We start from the raw sequence: 18335 nt of genomic DNA on the forward strand, positions 1-18335 counted from the left end.
CTCAGCCTGATTCCATACCCGTAAAAGCAATAAATGCTATCGAAATTGGGAACGAGGTGAGTTGAACCCAATTATCTTAGGCTCAGTACAGTCTACACGGGTGGAGTAGCTGCCTTCGGAATTGGGACACTGATAACGCCCAATCTAGTCAGATAGAGTTCACACAGCTTTAGCAGAGCTGCTGGGGGGTGCTGACTTGAAGCTCACCCATCGACCTTTCCCATCTCACAGTAGGTCGCTTATTTAAGATTGTTGCTGCCAGTTCGTGCAGGAAGACACAAATCCACCACACTAGCCGACCACTTAGCCTAATTAGGGACAATCCGATCTTATAAATTTTACAAGAGCGTAATATTATACGGCATATATTTTAAATAGCAATTAATATGTTGCAATTACTGCTAGGGAAGTGTAGCGGCTCTAGAGCGTCTAGATAAGGCGGCAGGTATGAGGGGCTACACGGGTAGCTCTTTTCAGAGAACGGCGATTTGGCACCCAAAAACACCGCTGAAATACGGCTTTTCGATAGACATTAGAGGTGTTGAAGTGGGTTATTCTTCGCTTTCGATTTGATCAAGCATTGTTTCGTGAAACCTAGCAAGGTCTTCAGCCGTCACCGACCTACTTCCTTTGACTTTGCTAATGTCACGGCTGCGGTTGAGGTGCTCCATCATACCTATAGCGAAACTGTCGCCTTGATCCTCTGACAAGATTGTTAATGGTCGAGTTAAGGGAATAAAAACCAAACTCTCACCGTCATCCTTGATACCGAGTAAGGTTTTGTCACCTGAAAAAGCCCAATAGTTGATAATGTGTGTGGATAGGCCTTTTCCCCTACGACTAAGAGTTACTGTGATATCCAGTCCCTTCAAAAGCCCATTGGCACGCGATCTGCCTTGGAAGCTAACAAGGTCTAGACGTTGAAAGAAATCAGTTTTAGAGAGGATTTTCTCTCGTGAAAGGTCTGTCTTTAACTGTTCACGTTGGCGCTGCCAGTCCTCCAGGCTGTCTTCAAGATCGACCATCGTTTGGACAAGAAAAGAGGGCAATTTTCCGACTGACGCCACTTGCTCCTTAAGTTCGCCTAGCCTTGATTGGACTTCAGCTATCTTGCCGTCCAGCACCTGCACGTTGCGCTGAAGCTGGCCCTGACTATTTTGAACCAGACTCAAACTGTCCACTTTAGCCAATAGCTCTCTGAATACGACTTCTGATCTATCCAGCCGGAACTGCTTGCTCGGGCATACGCCTTTTGCACTGTTGTAGCAACGAAGGTACTTACTTCCCTTTGGAGGCTTGCCCTTGTTTACGAGGTGCAGCGGCCCTTTGCACAAACCACATTTGGCTATTCCTTGCCACACGTTGAAATTCTTGGAAGGCTTCGTCGCCTTGCTGACATTTCGGGACACGCGAGCCGCTTGGGCCGCATAGTAATCAGCTTCCGATATGACTGCTGGAAAGAAATCCTTTACCGGATCCCCTATAAGCTGACGCGAGCCATCTACAAGACCAGTTGGCTGGTATTCGCCCAATAGAGCCTTGTTACTGAGGATCTTACCGGTGGAGCTGCTGCCCCACTTCCCGGTCAGGTTACGTTTAAGGCTCCCAAAAACCGGTACGTTTTCTTCATTCAGAATCTTAGCGATTGCGCGATGCCCATGCCCATCACACGCAAGCTGAAATATTCGTTTCACAACCTCTACACGTTCGGGCAATGGGTGGTATTCGCCATTGTTGAATTCGAGCCAATAGGGGCATGCACGACCTAGCGGTTTCTTCTCGGTTCGTGCCAATGTTTGTTTTTGTTTCCACGCTTTGCTAACCCGCTGTCCCTTGAGATTGCTCTCATTATGGGCACGGCTCATGTGGACAATTGAAATGATTAGGTCTAGCTCGTTGTAATCCTCCGTGTATAGCTTGCCATCGGCAGAGGTGTAGACCTTGATGCCTTTGTTCAGGAGGTCAAGAAAACGCGGTAGAGCATCTTTCACCCGTTCCCGACTCAGGCGGTCCAAGCTCTCTACAATCAGAGTCGAGCCAGCAGGTACGGTGCCGTCTTCCACGTATCCGAGGAATCTCGCTAACTCGCCCGTATCGTCAAGGTGTTTCGCCCTAAACGCTGATCGCCCCTTGTCAAAAAATAGATAGTCACGAGAGCTAACAAGCTCTAACCCATTGGCCTGACAGTACTGATCTGCTGCCTCCCGCTGGCGCCTGTAACTATCACCTTTAGCTTGCTCTGGGCTGCTGAAGCGTATGTAGCTGTAGGCTTTTGACATGACAAAGGGCACGGTTAATGGGTGGAGGTGTAAAGTAGCACAAGGTAAGCAAGTTGTGAGCCCCTGCCGCTGCAATCAGCAACGCGCGTTTGGCCGCAAGTTGCCCCTGCACTTCATTCAAGTCTGGATAGGGCTTGTTGGCATAGAGCAAACCATTGGAAGCGTAGGGTGCGATGGGCGTGTGACCATTGAAATGCGCGACCGCTTCCAGCAAATGATCCACCGCAATCACTTTCAACCCCGAAGCCAGGCAGGCCTCCTCGGCATTCGCTCGCGGCACCACCAGCGTGCGCCCGGCCTTGCGCGCTGCCAGCGCCGCCGGCAACACCCCGCGAACCGCCCTCACCGCGCCCGACAGCGCCAGCTCTCCCAGGCACTCCACATCATCCAGCGTCAACGTCGGCACTTGCACACTGGCCGACAGAATTCCCAAGGCAATCGCCAGATCGAACCGCCCGCCATCCTTCGGCAAGTCTGCCGGGGCGAGATTCAAGGTGATACGCCGTGCTGGAAATTGCAGCCCCGAATTGATGATCGCGCTGCGTACCCGGTCCTTGCTTTCCTTCACCGCCGCCTCGGGCAGCCCGACCATGGTCAGCGACGGCAAGCCGTTGGCCAGATGGACTTCTACGGTGACGGCGGGTGCATCTACGCCAATCTGGGCGCGGCTGTGGACGATGGAGAGGGACATGGTCGTTCCTTGAGCTACATGGAAACCGCTTCCTGCGGTTTTTTGAAGGGTAGTCGGGGAGTCAGGGTTTAGCGTGGCAGTAGAGCTGCCAAACTTTCGCAGGATGTTGCTGGGGGCGGTGAGTTGATTCCAGTCAGTTAAGCCGTAACGCGACTCGTAGCAGCTGGCGGAGCCTGCGTTCGGCTGCGCAGCCGAACGCAGGCTCCGCCAGCTGCTACAACGGTATGTCGCGGCTGGTATTTGGGTGTAATCAACTGCGAGAGCTGTTTTTTGTAGGATCGGGCCTGGATAGATGAAGGACTTCGGTGAAAACGCATAGACACCCTTGTCGGATCGAAGTGGCTACTTATGATCACGGCTGATCAAGCCCTCAGGAGGGGGAAATGAGCAATTCTGGAATGCGGCCGATTCATCCTGGCGAAATCCTTGAAAAGGAGTTTCTTAAGCCAATGGGCATTACGGCGGCTGGTTTGGCTAGCTCGTTGAATGAGGTTGGAGATGAGGTGAGTGCCCTTGTGATGCAGGAGAGCGGTGTAGGCCCTGATCTTGCCGAGAGGCTTTCCATTTACCTGAACACCACGCCCGATTTCTGGCTAAACCTGCAATCGACCTACGATCTGCGTAAAGCCGAAATCGAGCGTGGTTGAGCTTCGGGTACTTAAAAAGACTGCAGCACCCGCGAAGCACGCTTCCACCACGGAGCATTGACCGTACTCCGTGGTCGTTCCTCATTCGGCAGCAGTTGCGGAACATCCTGCAACCGAATCCACGGCTGGTTATTCCAGTGCAGCAAACTCAACGACATCTGCGGCCAATTCAGCAGGCTCAGAATCGGGCGTTCGGTTGAGGTGGGTTGCTGAGCGTCTCTAAGGGTTGGCACTACGTCGTGGGTCAGCCATTCGCGCAGGCCTCGGTATTCGGGGCAGTAGTGGTAGACCAGCAATGCGTAGACGCCGGATTCGCTGATTAGCAGGGTGTTTTCGACGGTGCCGTGGATGAACATCTGCAAGTTCTGGTGTTGGTCGGGATCGAGTTTGCGTAGTGCTCGTTCGTCCAGGAATAGCCTGAGTAAGCGGCCGAGGTCGCGAGCGCTGAACCAGGGTTGGTTTTCGAGGAGGAGGGCGTGGAGGTGGAGTTTGTGGCGGGTGAAGATGTGAGGGATTAGATAGTTTTCGTTCATGGTGCAGTTCTCAAGGTGCGATGAAGAAAACTGCCTCTGATCGTCGCCAAACGAAAAGGGTGGCAGCCATGCGGGGGTTGGCGAACCGGTAACGCACCAAACCGGCAGACCCGAAGGTCTCCCACGCATAGCCGCCATAATTCGAGATGAGAGCAAATTTCTCGGTCGAATGCGGTCGCGATGCGTTGTGGTTTTCCGGGTCGCCAAACCCAGAGCTGAACATTCAGCTGGGGATGAGCATAGAAACTGGAGGCCTTACGACGCAATCGGACGGCGGTGGTTTTGTTGTAGGAAGGTGCTTGGATTTTTGAGCGCTTAAAGATCAAAAGATCGCAGCCTTCGGCAGCTCCTACAGATAAATCTGAAGGTCGTTCCGACCTTATCGCGAGCAGGCTCGCTCCCACAGTGGATTGGGTTTCACAGTGGGATCGGTGGGGTTATTCAGTCGGTGGATTCAGCTTCGCTTCCAGCTCAGTCACTTTCGCCTCAAGACTCTCCAGCCGTGCGCGGGTTCGTGCCAGCACAACCATCTGGCTATCGAATTCTTCCCGGCTCACCAGATCCAGCTTGCTGAAGCCGCTCTGCAACAAAGCTTTGAACTGGCTTTCGATTTCGCTTTTTGGCAGTGGGGTGTCGCCGCTGAAGAGGCGGGAGGCGGTGCCGCTCAGGGCGTCGAGGAAGTCTTTGGGCGCGAGCATGGGAAATGTCCTGTCAACAATGGCGGGCAGTGTATCACGCAGTGTCTATAGTCAATCTCGGCGGCTGCGATGCACGCTTTTCGCGCATGCGGGCGGATGGCGCTGCACTGTTTTTGTGCGTAACCGTGGCGTCAGTCGTGCGAAGGGGCCTGCGGCAGCGGCCAAGGGCTTGAAATCAATGGGTTTTGGATAGATGGCAAGCTTTCTGCTTAGTTGCTGGTGACCCATGCACTGATGCAGTCGCTGTGACGAATGCAGTGCGCCAAGCGGAACGGAGGAAGTTTCGTGCGGAGTGGTTAGCTGGCGTCGGACGGGCAGGTAAGGCCGACGATGCGTTACAAAGCCAGGCACTGCGCTTAGACTTGAGTCGGGTTTGTTTTCCTGGGGCAAGTCCACCAATTCGGGAGAGAGTTTTCATGAAGCTAGTCACTGCCATCATCAAGCCGTTCAAACTGGACGACGTGCGCGAGTCGCTGTCCGAGATCGGCGTGCAGGGCATTACCGTTACTGAGGTCAAAGGCTTCGGTCGGCAGAAGGGTCATACCGAGCTGTATCGCGGCGCGGAGTACGTGGTCGATTTTCTGCCCAAGGTGAAGATCGATGTCGCCATTGACGACAAGGATCTGGATCGGGTTATCGAGGCGATAACCAAGGCTGCCAACACCGGCAAGATCGGTGACGGCAAGATCTTCGTGGTCAATCTGGAACAGGCGATTCGCATCCGTACCGGCGAAACCGATACCGACGCAATCTAAGCCGCCACAAACCCAACGCCCCAGGAGAAAACAATATGACTCTGCGTAAAATCGCAGGGCTAGGAGCCCTGTTGTCCCTCGTAATGCCCGGCCTGGCCATGGCGGCAGACGAAGTGGCGGCCCCAGTCCTCAACTCCGGCGATACCGCCTGGATGATGACCTCGACAGCCCTTGTGCTGTTCATGACCATTCCCGGTCTCGCGCTGTTCTACGGCGGCATGGTTCGCTCGAAAAACATTCTTTCCGTGATGATGCAGTGCTTCGCCATTACCGGTCTGATCAGCATTCTGTGGGTCATTTATGGCTACAGCATTGCGTTCGACACCACCGGCATGGAGCAGGGCGTCGTCAACTTCAACTCGTTCTTTGGCGGCATGGGCAAGGCGTTCCTCGCCGGTGTCACGCCTTCGAGCCTGACCGGCCCCGCGGCGCTGTTCCCCGAGGCGGTCTTCATTACCTTCCAGATGACTTTTGCCATCATCACCCCAGCGTTGATCGTCGGTGCTTTCGCCGAGCGGATGAAGTTTTCCGCCATGCTGATCTTCATGGGCATCTGGTTCACCCTGGTTTACGCACCGATTGCGCACATGGTCTGGTCCGGCAACGGTGGTCTGATGTGGGATTGGGGCGTACTCGACTTCGCCGGCGGCACCGTGGTGCACATCAACGCCGGTGTGGCCGGTCTGATTGCCTGCCTGGTGTTGGGCAAGCGTAAAGGTTTCCCGACCACCCCGATGGCTCCGCATAACCTCGGCTACACCCTGATGGGCGCCGCGATGCTGTGGGTCGGCTGGTTCGGCTTCAACGCCGGTTCTGCTGCCGCCGCTAACGGCACTGCCGGCATGGCGATGTTGGTCACCCAGATCGCCACTGCTGCTGCGGCGCTGGGCTGGATGTTTGCCGAGTGGATTACCCACGGCAAGCCAAGCGCACTGGGTATCGCTTCGGGTGTTGTGGCCGGTCTGGTTGCAATCACTCCGGCGGCCGGCACCGTGGGCCCGATGGGCGCTCTGGTGATCGGTCTGGCGGCGGGCGTGGTGTGCTTCTTCTGCGCAACCACCCTGAAACGCAAGCTCGGTTATGACGACTCCCTGGACGCCTTCGGCGTACACGGTATCGGCGGTATCCTCGGCGCGATCCTGACGGGTGTCTTCGCGGCACCGTCCCTGGGTGGCTTCGGCACCGTCACCGACATCGCGGCTCAAGTCTGGATTCAGTGCAAAGGCGTCGGCTTCACGGTGATCTACACCGCGATCGTCACCTTCATCATCCTCAAGGTGCTGGACGCCGTCATGGGTCTGCGTGTCACCGAGGAAGAAGAGGCGGTTGGCATCGATCTGGCGCTCCACAACGAACGCGGCTACAACTTGTAAGCACGCCTATAAAAAAATGCCCGGCTTGCCGGGCATTTTTTTGTCTTGAATTTGTCAGTGAAGGACGGGCTGAAAGGTTTTTTCATACGCGTTCAGGGGCGTTTACAACGGGCGTTTTTCTGCGGCCAATGGCTTACACGATTGAAGGAATATTAGGGCCTTTGTTTTTTCCCAGAGCGCGCTAGAATGCGCCCCGAACGTGCGGAGAACTGTATGTGGCAACAGACTCTGATTACCTTGCGGGCACGGCCCCGGGGCTTTCATCTGGTAACGGACGAGTTACTCGCCGGCTTGCCTGAACTCAAGGCGTGTCGGGTCGGTCTGTTGCATTTGTGGCTGCAGCATACCTCGGCGTCGTTGACCATCAACGAGAACGCCGATCCGGCGGTACGTCGCGACTTCGAACGATTTTTCAATCGTCTGATCCCACAAGGAACAGACGGCTATGAGCATAACGACGAAGGCCTGGACGACCTCCCGGCGCACTTCAAGGCCAGCGTGCTTGGCTGTCAGCTCAGTTTGCCGATCTCGGCAGGCCGACTGGCGTTGGGGACCTGGCAAGGTGTTTATCTGGGCGAGCACCGTGATCATGGCGGTGCCCGCAAAGTCCTCGCCACCGTGCACGGTGAAGAGGCATAAACCGCTGGTCACCAGCGGTGGTTGAATTTTTTCCAGCAGCCTTCGACAGATGGCAAAGCTGGGCTATAACTAATCTGCTTTTCGCAAGTCATGAGGTAGAACATGAGCGACGATGATCTGGAAAACGACGACCTCGAAGTAGGCGACGACGACGAAACCGAAGAAGGCCTTGAAGCGGCGGCAGAAGACGTCGCTGAAGACGACGGCGGTGATGCACCCGTTCCGACTGCCAAAGGCAAGGCCAAGGCTGCGGTATCGGTCGATGAGCTGCCGAGCGTCGAAGCCAAGAACAAGGAACGCGACGCCCTGGCCAAGGCCATGGAAGAGTTTCTGGCACGGGGTGGCAAGGTGCAGGAAGTGGAGGCCAATGTGGTCGCCGATCCTCCCAAGAAGCCTGATAACAAGTACGGCAGCCGGCCTATCTAAGCGCCTGCTTCCTGCTTGCTGAGAAAGCCCGCCGTCGCTGCGGGCTTTTTCATGGGTGAGGATAAGAAATCAAAGTTTACGGTGATCCCTGTGGGAGCGGGCTTGCCCGCGATTGGGGCGTCACATTCGAAATTGATGTCGTCTGACACGCCGCTATCGCGGGCAAGCCCGCTCCCACAGGTTATGTGTCAGGCGGAAGCCGAATTCCACTGCGCCAACAACCCCGGCAACTCGGTCAAACTGCGAACCTCGGCATCCGGCGTCTTCTCGGCTTCCCACACCTTGCCCGCCGGGTTAAACCAGATTGCCCGCAACCCCGCCTGCTGGGCGCCGGCAATGTCATCGCCGGGATGATCGCCGATATGCACCGCGGTTTCGGCGGTCGCGCCGCCACGTTGCAGCGCTTCATGAAACAGTCGTGCATCCGGCTTGGCGATGCCGAGGTCTTCGGCGCACAGGGCAAATTTGAAGTAGTCCGCCAGCCCCAGCCGACGCACATCGGCATTGCCGTTGGTGACTACACCGAGGGCGTAGTGCTTGGCCAGAGTCTCCAGAGTCGGCTCGACGTCGGGGAATACTTCCAGCTGATGCCGGGCATGCAGAAACACTTCAAAACTTTGATCAGCCAGGTCTTGGGCCTGACCATGGTCGTAACCAGCCTCTTCCAGAGCATGAAAAAGCACGCGGCGCCGCAAGGCGCTGATGCGGTGCTTAAGGCTCGGTTCGTTGCTCAAAACCCGTTCGCGAATCAACCACAAATGCTCCACCGGCACCGCGCCCAGGTTCGGTGCATGCTCGGTCAGCCATTCACGCAATACGACTTCGGCGCTGGCGATCACCGGGGCGGTGTCCCACAGGGTGTCGTCGAGGTCGAAGGTGATCAATTGGATGGTCATGAATCATCGCCTTTAATGCGTTTGGCCCGTGGATGGGCGCTGTCGTAGACCGTCGCCAGGTGCTGGAAGTCCAGGTGGGTATAGATCTGGGTGGTCTTGATGTCCGAGTGGCCGAGCAATTCCTGCACCGCGCGCAAGTCCTGGGAGGACTCCAGCAAATGACTGGCGAAGGAATGTCGCAACATGTGCGGATGCAGGTTCTGCCCCAGCTCGCGCTCGCCGGCGGCCTTGACCCGCACCTGAATCGCCCGAGGGCCAAGGCGCCGACCTTGCTGGCTGACAAACACCGCGTCATCCGCCGGGTTGGTCATGGCCCGCAACGGCAACCATAGCTCCAGTGCTTCACGAGCCTTTTTGCCCACCGGCAGCAGTCGCGTCTTGCTGCCCTTGCCTAGGACCTGAACCATGCCGTCAGCCAGATCCAGCTGATCAAGGTTGAGTCCGGTCAGCTCCGAAAGCCGCAAGCCGGAGGAATAGAACAGCTCCAGAATTGCCTGATCCCGACGCGCCAGAAAGTCATCCTCAACCGCGCCTTCCAGCAGTTGCAACGCGCGATCGGTGTCGAGGGTTTTCGGCAGGCGGCGTTCGCCCTTGGGCGGTGCCAGACCATTGGCCGGGTCGTGGTCGCACAGACCTTCGCGGTTCAGATAGTGATAGAGCCCGCGCACCGCCGAGAGCAGTCGCGCCAGGCTGCGGGACGACTGGCCTTGGGCATGCAAACGAGCGATCAGGCTGCGCAGACGCTGGATGTCCAGCGCGGCCCAGCTACCGATGTTTTGTTTGAGGCACCAGCCCAGCACTTTGTCGAGGTCGCGGCGGTAGGCGTACAGCGTGTGTGGCGACACCTGCCGCTCACTGCGCAGGTGTTCGCAGTAAGCGTCCAGTTGTCGTTCCATGGTTAGCGTACCGAGCGCAGGGAATTGTTGACCCGTGGCAGCACGCGGCCCATGACTTCGGCGATGTAACTCAGGAACAGCGTGCCCACCGAACTTTTGTAGTGCTGCGGATCGTGGCTGGCGATGGCCAGGACGCCGTGGATGCCCTGGTGGCTGATGGCGACGACGGCAGTGGAGCCGATCTGCTTGCGCTGTTCTTCGCCGAACAGGAAGTCCAGTTCGTATTCACGCAGGCTGCCGCTGACGCTTTTGTCTTCCGAGAGCAAACCGCCGATGGCTGTTTGCGCGTCGGCATGTGTCACCCAGCGCCCCACCGGCATCGGGTTGTCGCCCAACAGGATCAAGCTGACAAAGGGCACCTGGAAGTCCTGGCGCAGGCTGTCTTCGACGCTGATCACCACGTCTTCCAGGCTGGTGGCGTCCATCAGCGCGAGAATCAGGCGACGGGTTTTATCGAAGAGACGGTCGTTGTCGCGGGCCACGTCCATCAAGTGCGAGAGGCGGTGACGCAACTCGATGTTGCGGTCGCGCAGAATCGTCATCTGGCGTTCGACCAGCGAAATGGTGTCGCCGCGCTGGTGCGGAATGCGCAGGGCCGGGAGCAGTTCTTCGTGCTCGATGAAGAAATCCGGATGAGCCTCCAGGTACGCGGCAATCGCCGCCGCCTCAAGGCTTTCGGAAGGGGATTCGTCGGGCTGTAGGGCGGGAACCTGAGGCTTGTCGGTCATGGATTTGGCTCACTCAAAGACGCACTTGTCCTTCGTATACGCGCACTGCCGGGCCGGTCATCATGACCGGTTGGCCAGGGCCTGCCCATTCAATGGACAAACGCCCGCCGGGCAGGTCGATCAATAGCGGCGAATCCATCCACCCCTGGCTGATCGCGGCCACTGCGGCGGCACAGGCACCGGTTCCGCATGCCTGGGTTTCCCCGGCCCCGCGTTCCCAGACGCGCAACTGCGCACGGCTCCGGTCGATGACCTGGAGAAAACCAACATTGACCCGCGCCGGGAAGCGCGGGTGATGTTCGATTTTCGGTCCCAGTTCATGCACCGGTGCGTTGTTGATGTCGCTGACCCGCAACACGGCATGGGGGTTGCCCATGGACACCGCGGCCAGTTCGACCGAGGTGCCGTCGACGTCGACCTGATAGCTCAGGGCCTGGCTCGGGGCTTCGAACGGAATCTCGGCCGGCACCAGGCGCGGAGCGCCCATGTTGACGCTGATCTGGCCATCGTTGCGGATGTCCAGTTCGATGATGCCGCTTTTGGTCTCGACGCGAATCAGCCGCTTGGCGGTCAGGCGCTTGTCGAGAACGAAGCGGGCGAAACAGCGCGCACCGTTGCCGCACTGTTCCACTTCGGAGCCGTCGGCGTTGAAGATCCGATAGCGGAAATCCACGTCCGGGTTGCTGGGGGCTTCGACGATCAGCAACTGGTCGAACCCGATGCCGGTGTGCCGATCGCCCCAAAGCTTTGCGTGCTTGGGCAGGATGTGCGCGTGCTGGCTGACCAGGTCGAGGACCATGAAGTCATTGCCCAGGCCGTGCATCTTGGTAAAACGCAGCAGCATGGTTTTACTCCGGCAGCAGGCTTTCGCCAGCAAACAACTCGGCTACCGCCTCACGGCGACGCACTTCAAATGCCTGATCACCGTCCACCAACACTTCAGCGGTACGGCCGCGGGTGTTGTAGTTGGAACTCATGACAAACCCGTAGGCACCGGCCGAATGCACGGCCAGCAGATCGCCTTCTTCCAGGGCCAGCTGACGATCCTTGGCCAGGAAGTCGCCGGTTTCGCAGATCGGGCCGACGATGTCGTAGGCGCGAGCGGCGCTGTTGCGCGGGCGCACGGCGGTGACGTCCATCCAGGCTTGATACAGCGCCGGGCGAATCAGGTCGTTCATGGCCGCGTCGACGATGGCGAAGTCTTTGTGTTCGGTGTGCTTGAGGTATTCGACCTGGGTCAGCAGCACGCCGGCGTTGGCGACGATGAAGCGGCCTGGTTCGAACACCAGCGCCAGGTCACGACCGTCGAGACGTTCGCGCACGGCTTTGATGTAGTCGGCAGCCAATGGCGGCTCTTCATCGCGATAACGCACACCCAAGCCACCACCGAGATCGATGTGGCGCAGATAGATGCCGCAATCGCCGAGGCGGTCGACCAGGCCCAGCAGACGGTCGAGGGCATCGATGAACGGCGGCAGGGTGGTCAGTTGCGAACCGATGTGGCAATCGACGCCGACCACTTCCAGGTTAGGCAGTTGCGCGGCACGGATGTACACGTCTTCGGCGTCGGCGATGGCGATGCCGAACTTGTTTTCTTTAAGACCGGTAGAAATGTACGGGTGAGTGCCGGCATCGACGTCCGGGTTGACGCGCAGCGAGATCGGCGCGCGAACGCCCAGCTCGGCTGCCACCACTTGCAGGCGTTCCAGCTCATCGGTGGATTCGACGTTGAAGCAATGCACGCCGACTTCCAGGGCGCGACGCATGTCGTCACGGGTCTTGCCGACACCGGAGAACACGATCTTGTCGGCGCTGCCGCCCGCGGCCAGTACGCGCTCCAGCTCGCCACGGGAAACGATGTCGAAACCGGCGCCAAGGCGGGCCAGGACATTCAGTACACCCAGGTTGGAGTTGGCCTTGACCGCAAAGCAGACCAGATGCGGCGTGCCGGCCAGCGCATCGGCGTAAGCCAGGTACTGGGATTCGATGTGGGCACGGGAGTAGACGTAGGTCGGTGTTCCAAAGCGTTCGGCGATGGCGGACAGGGCAACACCTTCCGCGAACAGCTCGCCGTCACGGTAGTTAAAAGCGTCCATGGCGTTCCCTTAGTAGACGTCGTGCTTGTGAGCTTTCGACGGAGTCTGCTGCGACGATTTGGCTTGCTCTGCAGGATCCTGATTTTCATCGGGCAGGTACAGCGGGCCTTTTTGACCACAGGCCGACACCAGGCAGGCAACCGCGACGAGCGCAGCAAGGGAAGAGATCAGGCGCTTCATGGCGAAATCCTTGAAAATGCGTTAATTGCGCCGGAGTATACCGGCCACCCGGCAGCTTGCCTATGCGACGCGGCTCCCGTCCGGCGGGCCTTCGCCCGATGCCGGTCAGTTATGTGTAATCCATCGTGGGAGCGGGCTTGCTCGCGAATGCGGTCATTCATTCAATATTGATGTTGACTGACACGGCGCTTTCGCGAGCAAGTCGGATCGCCGCACCGCCGCTCCCACATTAGATTTTGGCGCTATCAGGTCCTGCGTCGATATTTCGTACCGCTAGCGAGCCCTTGGTGGTTATCCTTTGCAATCACCGGGGCTCGCCCGTATCTTGCGGCGCTTGAGCGTGAGTAGACACTTTTTGAGGTTCCCGCAATGAGTTTGACCGAAGCCCGTTTCCACGACCTGGTCGATGCAACCCAGCAGTCGCTGGAGGATATTTTCGACGAAAGTGACCTGGATATCGATCTGGAGAGCTCGGCCGGTGTGCTCACCGTCAAGTTCGAAAACGGCAGCCAATTGATTTTCAGTCGGCAGGAGCCATTGCGACAGTTGTGGCTGGCGGCGGTGTCCGGTGGCTTCCACTTCGATTACGACGAAGAGAGCAAGCGCTGGATGTGCGACAAGAGCGACGAACAACTGGGCGAGATGCTCGAGCGCATCGTCAAGCAGCAAGCCGACGTCGAACTCGATTTCGAAGGCCTGTGAAGTCATGACCCAGCCTGCGCCCGTTCGCCCGCCCAAACCGCTCTATAGCAACGTCAGCCCGGCAGTGCCTTCGCCGTGCAGCGGTGTGTGTCGGTTGGATGAGCAGAAGGTTTGCCTCGGGTGTTTTCGGCATGTCGAAGATATTCGCGAATGGCGCTCGGCCGACGATGAGCGGCGGCGGGTAATCTGCGCGCAGGCCTCGAATCGCAAGACCACCGCCAATCCCTTGTAGGAGCTGCCGAAGGCTGCGATCTTTTGGCGGCGCTGAAGATTGCCGAAGAGCAAGATCAAAAGATCGCAGCCTGCGGCAGCTCCTTGTACAGGGTTCGCGCAGGCTGTCCGGTGGCGGCTTGTATATTTATTGAGCTGTGATAGTGTCCAGAGACGCCTCAACCCATCGAGGTTCGTGAAAACCCCGCCTTTTTCTGGCGGGGTTTTGCTTTTTTCGTGCAGAAGAAAGGAGTCTGCCCTGATCATGACCGCACCTTCCATCACCCTTACCCGTCTGGACGTGCAACGTCTGGAGCGCCTGATCGACAGCCTGGATGACACGCTGCCGGGCGTTATCGCGCTGCAAACCGAACTGGATCGCGCCGATACCCTGGTCGGTCACGAAGATGTGCCTGCTGATGTCGTGACCATGAATTCCAAAGTGCATTGCCGTGAAGAAAGCAGCGGCAAGGACTACCACCTGACGTTGGTTTACCCCAAGGACGCCAACGCCGACGAAGGCAGGATCTCCATTCTGGCGCCGGTCGGTAGCGCACTGCTGGGTCTCAAGGTCGGTCAGCACATTGACTGGCCTGCTCCGGGTGGCAAGACCCTGAAACTGACCTTGCTGGAAGTCGAATCGCAGCCGGCCAATGGCGGCGACTTCCCGGAATAACCCCCCTCAGACCTGCTCGAGCGCCTCGTTCAATGCGTTCTCCAGGTCGGCCTTGTAACGCAGATACAGCTGGCTTGAACTCTGACCATCACCGAGCAAGCCCGACAGGTCCAGGTCGGTGATGTAGCAGCGATAGCGTTCGGTCTCGCGGCGCTGCTCGACGATTTCCCGGGCGACCACGCTGAACAGTTGGTCGCCATGTTCCAGCTCTGAAAATTCCCGCTGATTGCAATACAACGTGACCTGCACCTGTCCCGGTGCGGCTTTGCCGACGATCGCCTGCACGTCGTAGAACGGTTTGTTGACCGGGGTTTGCGGTGCCGGCCGGGCTTCGACCCGACGCGCCCGCGCGGTACCCGAAGGCAACAATTGGTAATACAAAGTGTCCAGGCTCAGTGGTTGGGCGGCGTCCATCGGCAGCAAGGCGTCGCGCCGGTACTGGATCGATTGCAGGAAACGTTGCAGCGGCACCAGCAGGCTTTGCTCGTCGTGATAGGGCAAGCGCTGCTGCCACAGGGCATTGAATTCATCCAGTACGTACAAATCAGCCTGGTGTTCGTTGTTGATTCGGTAGAACACCTGAACGCAGTCGGGTTGCCCCATGGGCAGGATCAGCGCCAGATCGTGGTCTTCCAGCGCCATCGGGTCCAGATGCAGGGGGCTGTAGCTCGCCAGTTCTTCGCTGAGGTAGGCAAGCAGCGCCGGCAGCGTGGCGAGGGCAACGTGATTGATCTGGCCGGGCACCAGCTCCAGCACGTGGTAATGCTGCTGGACCTGAATCAGGTAACGATGATTGAGTTTGCTCAGCAGCAGGTTCTGCGCGGTGTCGAGGATTTCTTCAACCCGTCGGGCGATGAATTGCGCGCGGTTGTGGCAGAAGCAACGCACCCGCAACTTGGGCTGCTCTGGCCCGCTTGGCAGGTTGTTGAGGTAATCGCGCAGGCAGTCGAGCAGAGCGTGGGGGCCGCCAAAGCGGCTGACCAGCACCTCATTCCAACTATTGAGCGTGACCTGATCCAGGGTCAGCACCAGGTTTTCCCGCACGCCGGCGTAGCTCAGGGAATCGGTGCGCTCGGTAGTCATCAGGATATTCAGGTCGCGATGGTGCTTGAGCGGATCGATGCCGACGTTCACCAGAATCAGTACTTCGCTCGGCACGCTGGCGCGCAGCAAAGGCTCCTCGGCGACGGTGGTCAGGGGCAGGGCGATGCTTTGTTGCAGGCTGCCGAGCAAGTTGAACAGTTCGAACTCGCTCAAGTCGCTGGTGCCGGGGTGCAGGGCCAGGCGGGTGCTGCTGTCGATCACGCCATTGCGGTGGCACCAGGTGAGCAGCTCCAGTAACTGACGGCTGCGCTTGATGGGCGCGAAATGCTCCCACTCGTGGGCGGCCAGGCTGCCGTTGTACAAACCCCATTGGGTTTGTCCCGGTTCTCTCTTGTTCGGGGCTTGCACCAGCGTCAGGGTGTCTTCGGCGAGATCGGGGGCGATGCCCGGGTTGATGAATTCGACCTTGTCGGCCTTGCGTTCGAAGGCCGCGTACAACCGCCGGCCCAGCACATTGAGGTCGCGTTTGTTGATCAGGCTGACGGTCTGTTCGTTGCGGGCAAACTGCGTCAGGAAGCGGTAGCTGTAATTCAGCTCGCTGACCAGGGCCCGCCGTTCGGCGCTGACCTGGCGGACTTTCCACTGGCTGCGGCTGTCGAGCAATGCCAACTGACGCTGATCCCAATGCCATTCGTGGGCCAGGCGTTCGAGCAGCGAACGCTGCCAGCTCTGGGTGCGTCCGCTGCTGCCGGTGAGCTTGCGATTGACCTTCAGGTACAGCGCGCGGCGTACCAGCTCCAGCCGTTCCGGTTCGCCCCGGGCCGTGAGGTATTCCTCGATGCGCCGGTAAACCACCATGTACGGGTCCAGCTCATCGAGGTCCAGTTGATTGGCAAACACGGCCTGCTTGAAACGCAGGCTCAGGCAGTGGACCTTGGGGTGTTCGCTGGCGTAAACCTCGGTCAGCAGCAGTTTGAGCACCGATTTGTACGGTGACTCAATGCCTTTGAATAACTGCCAGAGCCCGGCACCAACGAATTCCCCGGGCGGGATGTACGCCAGATGCCCCAGGTCCAGGGTTTCGTCGGCACGGATGAAACGCTTGGAAAGCAGCGTATGGGTGTAACGGTCATACGCCGCCTCTTCGTAAACCGGCACCAGCCACCAGATGGGTGTGCGCCCGGCCAGCCAGATTGCGGTGCGGTAGAACTCGTCCAGCAGCAGATAGTGCTGGGTGGTGCCGCAGTCTTCCGAACTCAATTGCGTATCGCGTTCGCCGAGCACGAAGCGGGCCGGGTCGATCAGGAAGAAATGCGCCTCGGCGCCCTGGCTGGCGGCCCATATCTCAAGCAACTGGCATTTCTTGCGCAGCTCAGCAAGCTCGCTTTCGCTCAAGTCCGGCCCGTGGCAGACCCATACATCCATGTCGCTCTGGTCAGCCTGGGCCAGAGTGCCGAGGCTGCCCATCAGGAACAGGCCGTGAATCGGTCGCGGCGGATTGCTGCCGTGGCGTGGCTTGTAGGAAAACGAGCGGGTCAGGCGTTGGGCTTCGGCGAGGGTGTTGGTGTCGGGTTCGTAATTCGACAACCCGGCTGGGGTGCTACCCGAAACGTAACCCGGCAATAGCGGATGATTGACGTGGAAAAACAGCGGCAACAAGGTCAGAACCGCTTGCTGGCGGGTCGACAACCCTTCCATGGCACGGGCCATGCGGCCCTCGTTGAGCTTCAGAAAACGGGCGCGCAGCTGGCTGAGAACCTTGCGGTCGATTCCCTCGTCCAGATCGGGGCGGATTTCATGGGTGCGGGTCATGTCAGCTCAATCCGGCTCGCGGGGCTCGGACGTGGGAGGGCTCAGGATGAGGGGCAGTTTAGCGCCTCGGCCCCGGGACTTTTAAGCTGATTTTGTTTTTCTGGCGTCAGATTTTTATCGTTTGGCGACGGCAGATAACAGGGCCGGTAATCAAGTGAGCCCGCGGAAATCCCGTGACAGAGGTTTCCGTGGGCAATGCAGTGGTACTCAGGCAGTTTCCCGCACGGACAGAATGGTTAGAACGGTTTGCACGTTTTGTGCAGCGTCACGACCCAGGCTGGTCAGGTAACCGCCATCGGGTTGGGTGATCAATTCTTTGTCGAACAGTCTTTGGGCGGCGGCAATGGCTTTCGGGGCAGCGGTCTGATGAATTTTCAAACCTTCCTGGGAACTGTCCAGGTTGAAGAGTGCGAGGATTTCCAGTTCGGCAACCAGCTCAGGGGTAAGCGACATAAGGACTCCAGACTTTCTAGGAATTGGACGACAGCGCCCCTAAGGTGATCCCACACGCGCAGCATGTCCAGTGCTCGTAACAGGGTTTTTCGCCTCGGGGGCGGTTTCCAGTGTAGTCAGGGTCTGGGGGAAGGCGGCACTGAATGGGTGACAATCTGTGTGGGAGCGGGCTTGCTCGCGAAAGCGGCGTGTCAGCCAACATCAATGCTGGATGTGACGGCCTATTCGCGAGCAAGCCCGCTCCCCCAGTTATTGCGCCAGGCAATCGCTTGTTTATTGTTTTTCCGGCGGCAACTCTGGCAGCGCGCGCAGCGCCGCTTCATACCATTGGGTGTTGAACGCGCGGTCTTCTTCGAGGATCGCGTCGATTTCCACCGCCAGCACGTGGGCCATCAGGTTGAGGATTTCTTCACGCTCGTAACCCACCAGGGTCAGCTTGTTGAAGGTCGCCTTGGCCGCTGGCGGGTTATCGCTTTCGATCTGGTTCTCGATCGCTTCGATCAGCGTCGTTTCGGCGAACGCTTCTTCGTCGTTGTCGATGTCGTTTGGCTCGCTCATGGCAGGCTCCTCAAGGAAAGGCGGCCAGTTTACCTGCATTCAG

Annotated in this window: 20 protein-coding genes and 1 pseudogene; 8 read left to right on the forward strand and 13 right to left on the reverse strand. The window is 58.4% G+C overall.

The window, feature by feature from the left end:
* Positions 1–551: 551 nt before the first annotated feature.
* Positions 552–2279: a recombinase family protein gene (locus tag LOY38_RS01190; RefSeq protein WP_258698512.1), complete on the reverse strand. Its 1728-nt coding sequence runs from the start codon at positions 2277–2279 to the stop codon at positions 552–554.
* A 46-nt stretch (positions 2280–2325) separates the two neighbouring features.
* A pseudogene (locus tag LOY38_RS01195) lies at positions 2326–2970 on the reverse strand (magnesium chelatase domain-containing protein); the annotation flags it as partial.
* Between the two features lie 383 nt (positions 2971–3353).
* On the opposite strand from LOY38_RS01195, the gene LOY38_RS01200 reads away from it, so the two are divergent.
* Positions 3354–3617, forward strand: coding sequence for a HigA family addiction module antitoxin (locus LOY38_RS01200; protein WP_258698513.1), 264 nt, complete (start codon positions 3354–3356; stop codon positions 3615–3617).
* Positions 3618–3628: 11 nt separating this feature from the next.
* On the opposite strand, the gene LOY38_RS01205 is transcribed toward LOY38_RS01200, so the two are convergent.
* Together LOY38_RS01205 and LOY38_RS01210 are read right to left on the reverse strand one after the other, a co-directional pair.
* On the reverse strand, positions 3629–4150 hold the full coding sequence (locus LOY38_RS01205) for a Bro-N domain-containing protein (protein ID WP_258698514.1): 522 nt from the start codon (positions 4148–4150) through the stop codon (positions 3629–3631).
* Positions 4151–4587: 437 nt separating this feature from the next.
* On the reverse strand, positions 4588–4848 hold the full coding sequence (locus LOY38_RS01210; protein ID WP_123720247.1) for an accessory factor UbiK family protein: 261 nt from the start codon (positions 4846–4848) through the stop codon (positions 4588–4590).
* A 416-nt stretch (positions 4849–5264) separates the two neighbouring features.
* Between LOY38_RS01210 and glnK the strand changes: the two genes are divergently transcribed.
* The 4 genes from glnK to sutA all read left to right on the forward strand — a co-directional run bounded on the left by glnK (position 5265) and on the right by sutA (position 8041).
* Positions 5265–5603, forward strand: coding sequence for a P-II family nitrogen regulator (glnK, locus tag LOY38_RS01215; RefSeq protein ID WP_002555808.1), 339 nt, complete (start codon positions 5265–5267; stop codon positions 5601–5603).
* Between the two features lie 35 nt (positions 5604–5638).
* A complete protein-coding gene (locus tag LOY38_RS01220; protein WP_052964517.1) occupies positions 5639–6976 on the forward strand; it encodes an ammonium transporter in 1338 nt (445 codons plus the stop codon).
* A gap of 213 nt (positions 6977–7189) precedes the next feature.
* Positions 7190–7615, forward strand: coding sequence for a secondary thiamine-phosphate synthase enzyme YjbQ (locus LOY38_RS01225; protein ID WP_008015517.1), 426 nt, complete (start codon positions 7190–7192; stop codon positions 7613–7615).
* 102 nt (positions 7616–7717) lie between these two features.
* Positions 7718–8041: a transcriptional regulator SutA gene (gene sutA / locus LOY38_RS01230; RefSeq protein WP_007980816.1), complete on the forward strand. Its 324-nt coding sequence runs from the start codon at positions 7718–7720 to the stop codon at positions 8039–8041.
* Between the two features lie 188 nt (positions 8042–8229).
* On the opposite strand, the gene LOY38_RS01235 is transcribed toward sutA, so the two are convergent.
* From LOY38_RS01235 to lptM, 6 genes are read right to left on the reverse strand one after another with little or no spacing between them, the layout of a single operon-like run.
* Positions 8230–8937, reverse strand: a complete 708-nt coding sequence (locus LOY38_RS01235; RefSeq protein WP_258698515.1) for an HAD family hydrolase — start codon at positions 8935–8937, stop codon at positions 8230–8232.
* A complete protein-coding gene (gene xerC / locus LOY38_RS01240) occupies positions 8934–9833 on the reverse strand; it encodes a tyrosine recombinase XerC (protein ID WP_258698516.1) in 900 nt (299 codons plus the stop codon). The genes LOY38_RS01235 and xerC overlap by 4 nt, the downstream gene beginning before the upstream one ends.
* Before the next feature lie 2 nt (positions 9834–9835).
* Complete coding sequence (locus LOY38_RS01245) at positions 9836–10561, reverse strand: DUF484 family protein (RefSeq protein ID WP_258698517.1); 726 nt, start codon at positions 10559–10561, stop codon at positions 9836–9838.
* Between the two features lie 13 nt (positions 10562–10574).
* Positions 10575–11405 carry a diaminopimelate epimerase gene (dapF, locus tag LOY38_RS01250; RefSeq protein WP_258698518.1) on the reverse strand — a complete coding sequence of 277 codons (831 nt, stop codon included), beginning with the start codon at positions 11403–11405 and terminating at the stop codon, positions 10575–10577.
* Positions 11406–11409: 4 nt separating this feature from the next.
* Positions 11410–12657 carry a diaminopimelate decarboxylase gene (gene lysA, locus LOY38_RS01255; protein WP_258698519.1) on the reverse strand — a complete coding sequence of 416 codons (1248 nt, stop codon included), beginning with the start codon at positions 12655–12657 and terminating at the stop codon, positions 11410–11412.
* 9 nt (positions 12658–12666) lie between these two features.
* On the reverse strand, positions 12667–12837 hold the full coding sequence (gene lptM, locus LOY38_RS01260; RefSeq protein ID WP_074871901.1) for an LPS translocon maturation chaperone LptM: 171 nt from the start codon (positions 12835–12837) through the stop codon (positions 12667–12669).
* 369 nt (positions 12838–13206) lie between these two features.
* On the opposite strand from lptM, the gene cyaY reads away from it, so the two are divergent.
* From cyaY to rnk, 3 genes are all read left to right on the forward strand, one after another.
* A complete protein-coding gene (gene cyaY, locus LOY38_RS01265) occupies positions 13207–13539 on the forward strand; it encodes an iron donor protein CyaY (RefSeq protein WP_258698520.1) in 333 nt (110 codons plus the stop codon).
* A gap of 4 nt (positions 13540–13543) precedes the next feature.
* A complete protein-coding gene (locus LOY38_RS01270) occupies positions 13544–13771 on the forward strand; it encodes a DUF1289 domain-containing protein (RefSeq protein ID WP_258698521.1) in 228 nt (75 codons plus the stop codon).
* Positions 13772–14014: 243 nt separating this feature from the next.
* The gene (gene rnk / locus LOY38_RS01275; protein ID WP_258698522.1) at positions 14015–14425 is read left to right on the forward strand and encodes a nucleoside diphosphate kinase regulator; all 411 of its coding nucleotides are present in this window, start codon (positions 14015–14017) and stop codon (positions 14423–14425) included.
* A gap of 6 nt (positions 14426–14431) precedes the next feature.
* On the opposite strand, the gene LOY38_RS01280 is transcribed toward rnk, so the two are convergent.
* The 3 genes from LOY38_RS01280 to LOY38_RS01290 form a co-directional block, all read right to left on the reverse strand.
* Positions 14432–17281, reverse strand: coding sequence for a class I adenylate cyclase (locus LOY38_RS01280; RefSeq protein WP_258698523.1), 2850 nt, complete (start codon positions 17279–17281; stop codon positions 14432–14434).
* Positions 17282–17488: 207 nt separating this feature from the next.
* Positions 17489–17734, reverse strand: coding sequence for a TIGR02647 family protein (locus LOY38_RS01285; protein ID WP_007894898.1), 246 nt, complete (start codon positions 17732–17734; stop codon positions 17489–17491).
* Positions 17735–18007: 273 nt separating this feature from the next.
* Positions 18008–18292 (reverse strand): hypothetical protein, encoded by a 285-nt coding sequence (locus LOY38_RS01290; protein WP_258698524.1) that lies wholly within the window; start codon positions 18290–18292, stop codon positions 18008–18010.
* Positions 18293–18335: the final 43 nt, after the last annotated feature.

The sequence above is a fragment of the Pseudomonas sp. B21-015 genome, from assembly GCF_024749285.1.
Lineage (GTDB): Bacteria > Pseudomonadota > Gammaproteobacteria > Pseudomonadales > Pseudomonadaceae > Aquipseudomonas.

What these genes read in the sequence shown, in the direction of transcription:
- LOY38_RS01190 (WP_258698512.1), bottom strand. Translation starts at nt 2,279, where the DNA reads ATGTCAAAAGCCTACAGCTACATACGCTTCAGCAGCCCAGAGCAAGCT.
- LOY38_RS01200 (WP_258698513.1), top strand. Translation starts at nt 3,354, where the DNA reads ATGAGCAATTCTGGAATGCGGCCGATTCATCCTGGCGAAATCCTTGAA.
- LOY38_RS01205 (WP_258698514.1), bottom strand. Translation starts at nt 4,150, where the DNA reads ATGAACGAAAACTATCTAATCCCTCACATCTTCACCCGCCACAAACTC.
- LOY38_RS01210 (WP_123720247.1), bottom strand. Translation starts at nt 4,848, where the DNA reads ATGCTCGCGCCCAAAGACTTCCTCGACGCCCTGAGCGGCACCGCCTCC.
- glnK (WP_002555808.1), top strand. Translation starts at nt 5,265, where the DNA reads ATGAAGCTAGTCACTGCCATCATCAAGCCGTTCAAACTGGACGACGTG.
- LOY38_RS01220 (WP_052964517.1), top strand. Translation starts at nt 5,639, where the DNA reads ATGACTCTGCGTAAAATCGCAGGGCTAGGAGCCCTGTTGTCCCTCGTA.
- LOY38_RS01225 (WP_008015517.1), top strand. Translation starts at nt 7,190, where the DNA reads ATGTGGCAACAGACTCTGATTACCTTGCGGGCACGGCCCCGGGGCTTT.
- sutA (WP_007980816.1), top strand. Translation starts at nt 7,718, where the DNA reads ATGAGCGACGATGATCTGGAAAACGACGACCTCGAAGTAGGCGACGAC.
- LOY38_RS01235 (WP_258698515.1), bottom strand. Translation starts at nt 8,937, where the DNA reads ATGACCATCCAATTGATCACCTTCGACCTCGACGACACCCTGTGGGAC.
- xerC (WP_258698516.1), bottom strand. Translation starts at nt 9,833, where the DNA reads ATGGAACGACAACTGGACGCTTACTGCGAACACCTGCGCAGTGAGCGG.
- LOY38_RS01245 (WP_258698517.1), bottom strand. Translation starts at nt 10,561, where the DNA reads ATGACCGACAAGCCTCAGGTTCCCGCCCTACAGCCCGACGAATCCCCT.
- dapF (WP_258698518.1), bottom strand. Translation starts at nt 11,405, where the DNA reads ATGCTGCTGCGTTTTACCAAGATGCACGGCCTGGGCAATGACTTCATG.
- lysA (WP_258698519.1), bottom strand. Translation starts at nt 12,657, where the DNA reads ATGGACGCTTTTAACTACCGTGACGGCGAGCTGTTCGCGGAAGGTGTT.
- lptM (WP_074871901.1), bottom strand. Translation starts at nt 12,837, where the DNA reads ATGAAGCGCCTGATCTCTTCCCTTGCTGCGCTCGTCGCGGTTGCCTGC.
- cyaY (WP_258698520.1), top strand. Translation starts at nt 13,207, where the DNA reads ATGAGTTTGACCGAAGCCCGTTTCCACGACCTGGTCGATGCAACCCAG.
- LOY38_RS01270 (WP_258698521.1), top strand. Translation starts at nt 13,544, where the DNA reads ATGACCCAGCCTGCGCCCGTTCGCCCGCCCAAACCGCTCTATAGCAAC.
- rnk (WP_258698522.1), top strand. Translation starts at nt 14,015, where the DNA reads ATGACCGCACCTTCCATCACCCTTACCCGTCTGGACGTGCAACGTCTG.
- LOY38_RS01280 (WP_258698523.1), bottom strand. Translation starts at nt 17,281, where the DNA reads ATGACCCGCACCCATGAAATCCGCCCCGATCTGGACGAGGGAATCGAC.
- LOY38_RS01285 (WP_007894898.1), bottom strand. Translation starts at nt 17,734, where the DNA reads ATGTCGCTTACCCCTGAGCTGGTTGCCGAACTGGAAATCCTCGCACTC.
- LOY38_RS01290 (WP_258698524.1), bottom strand. Translation starts at nt 18,292, where the DNA reads ATGAGCGAGCCAAACGACATCGACAACGACGAAGAAGCGTTCGCCGAA.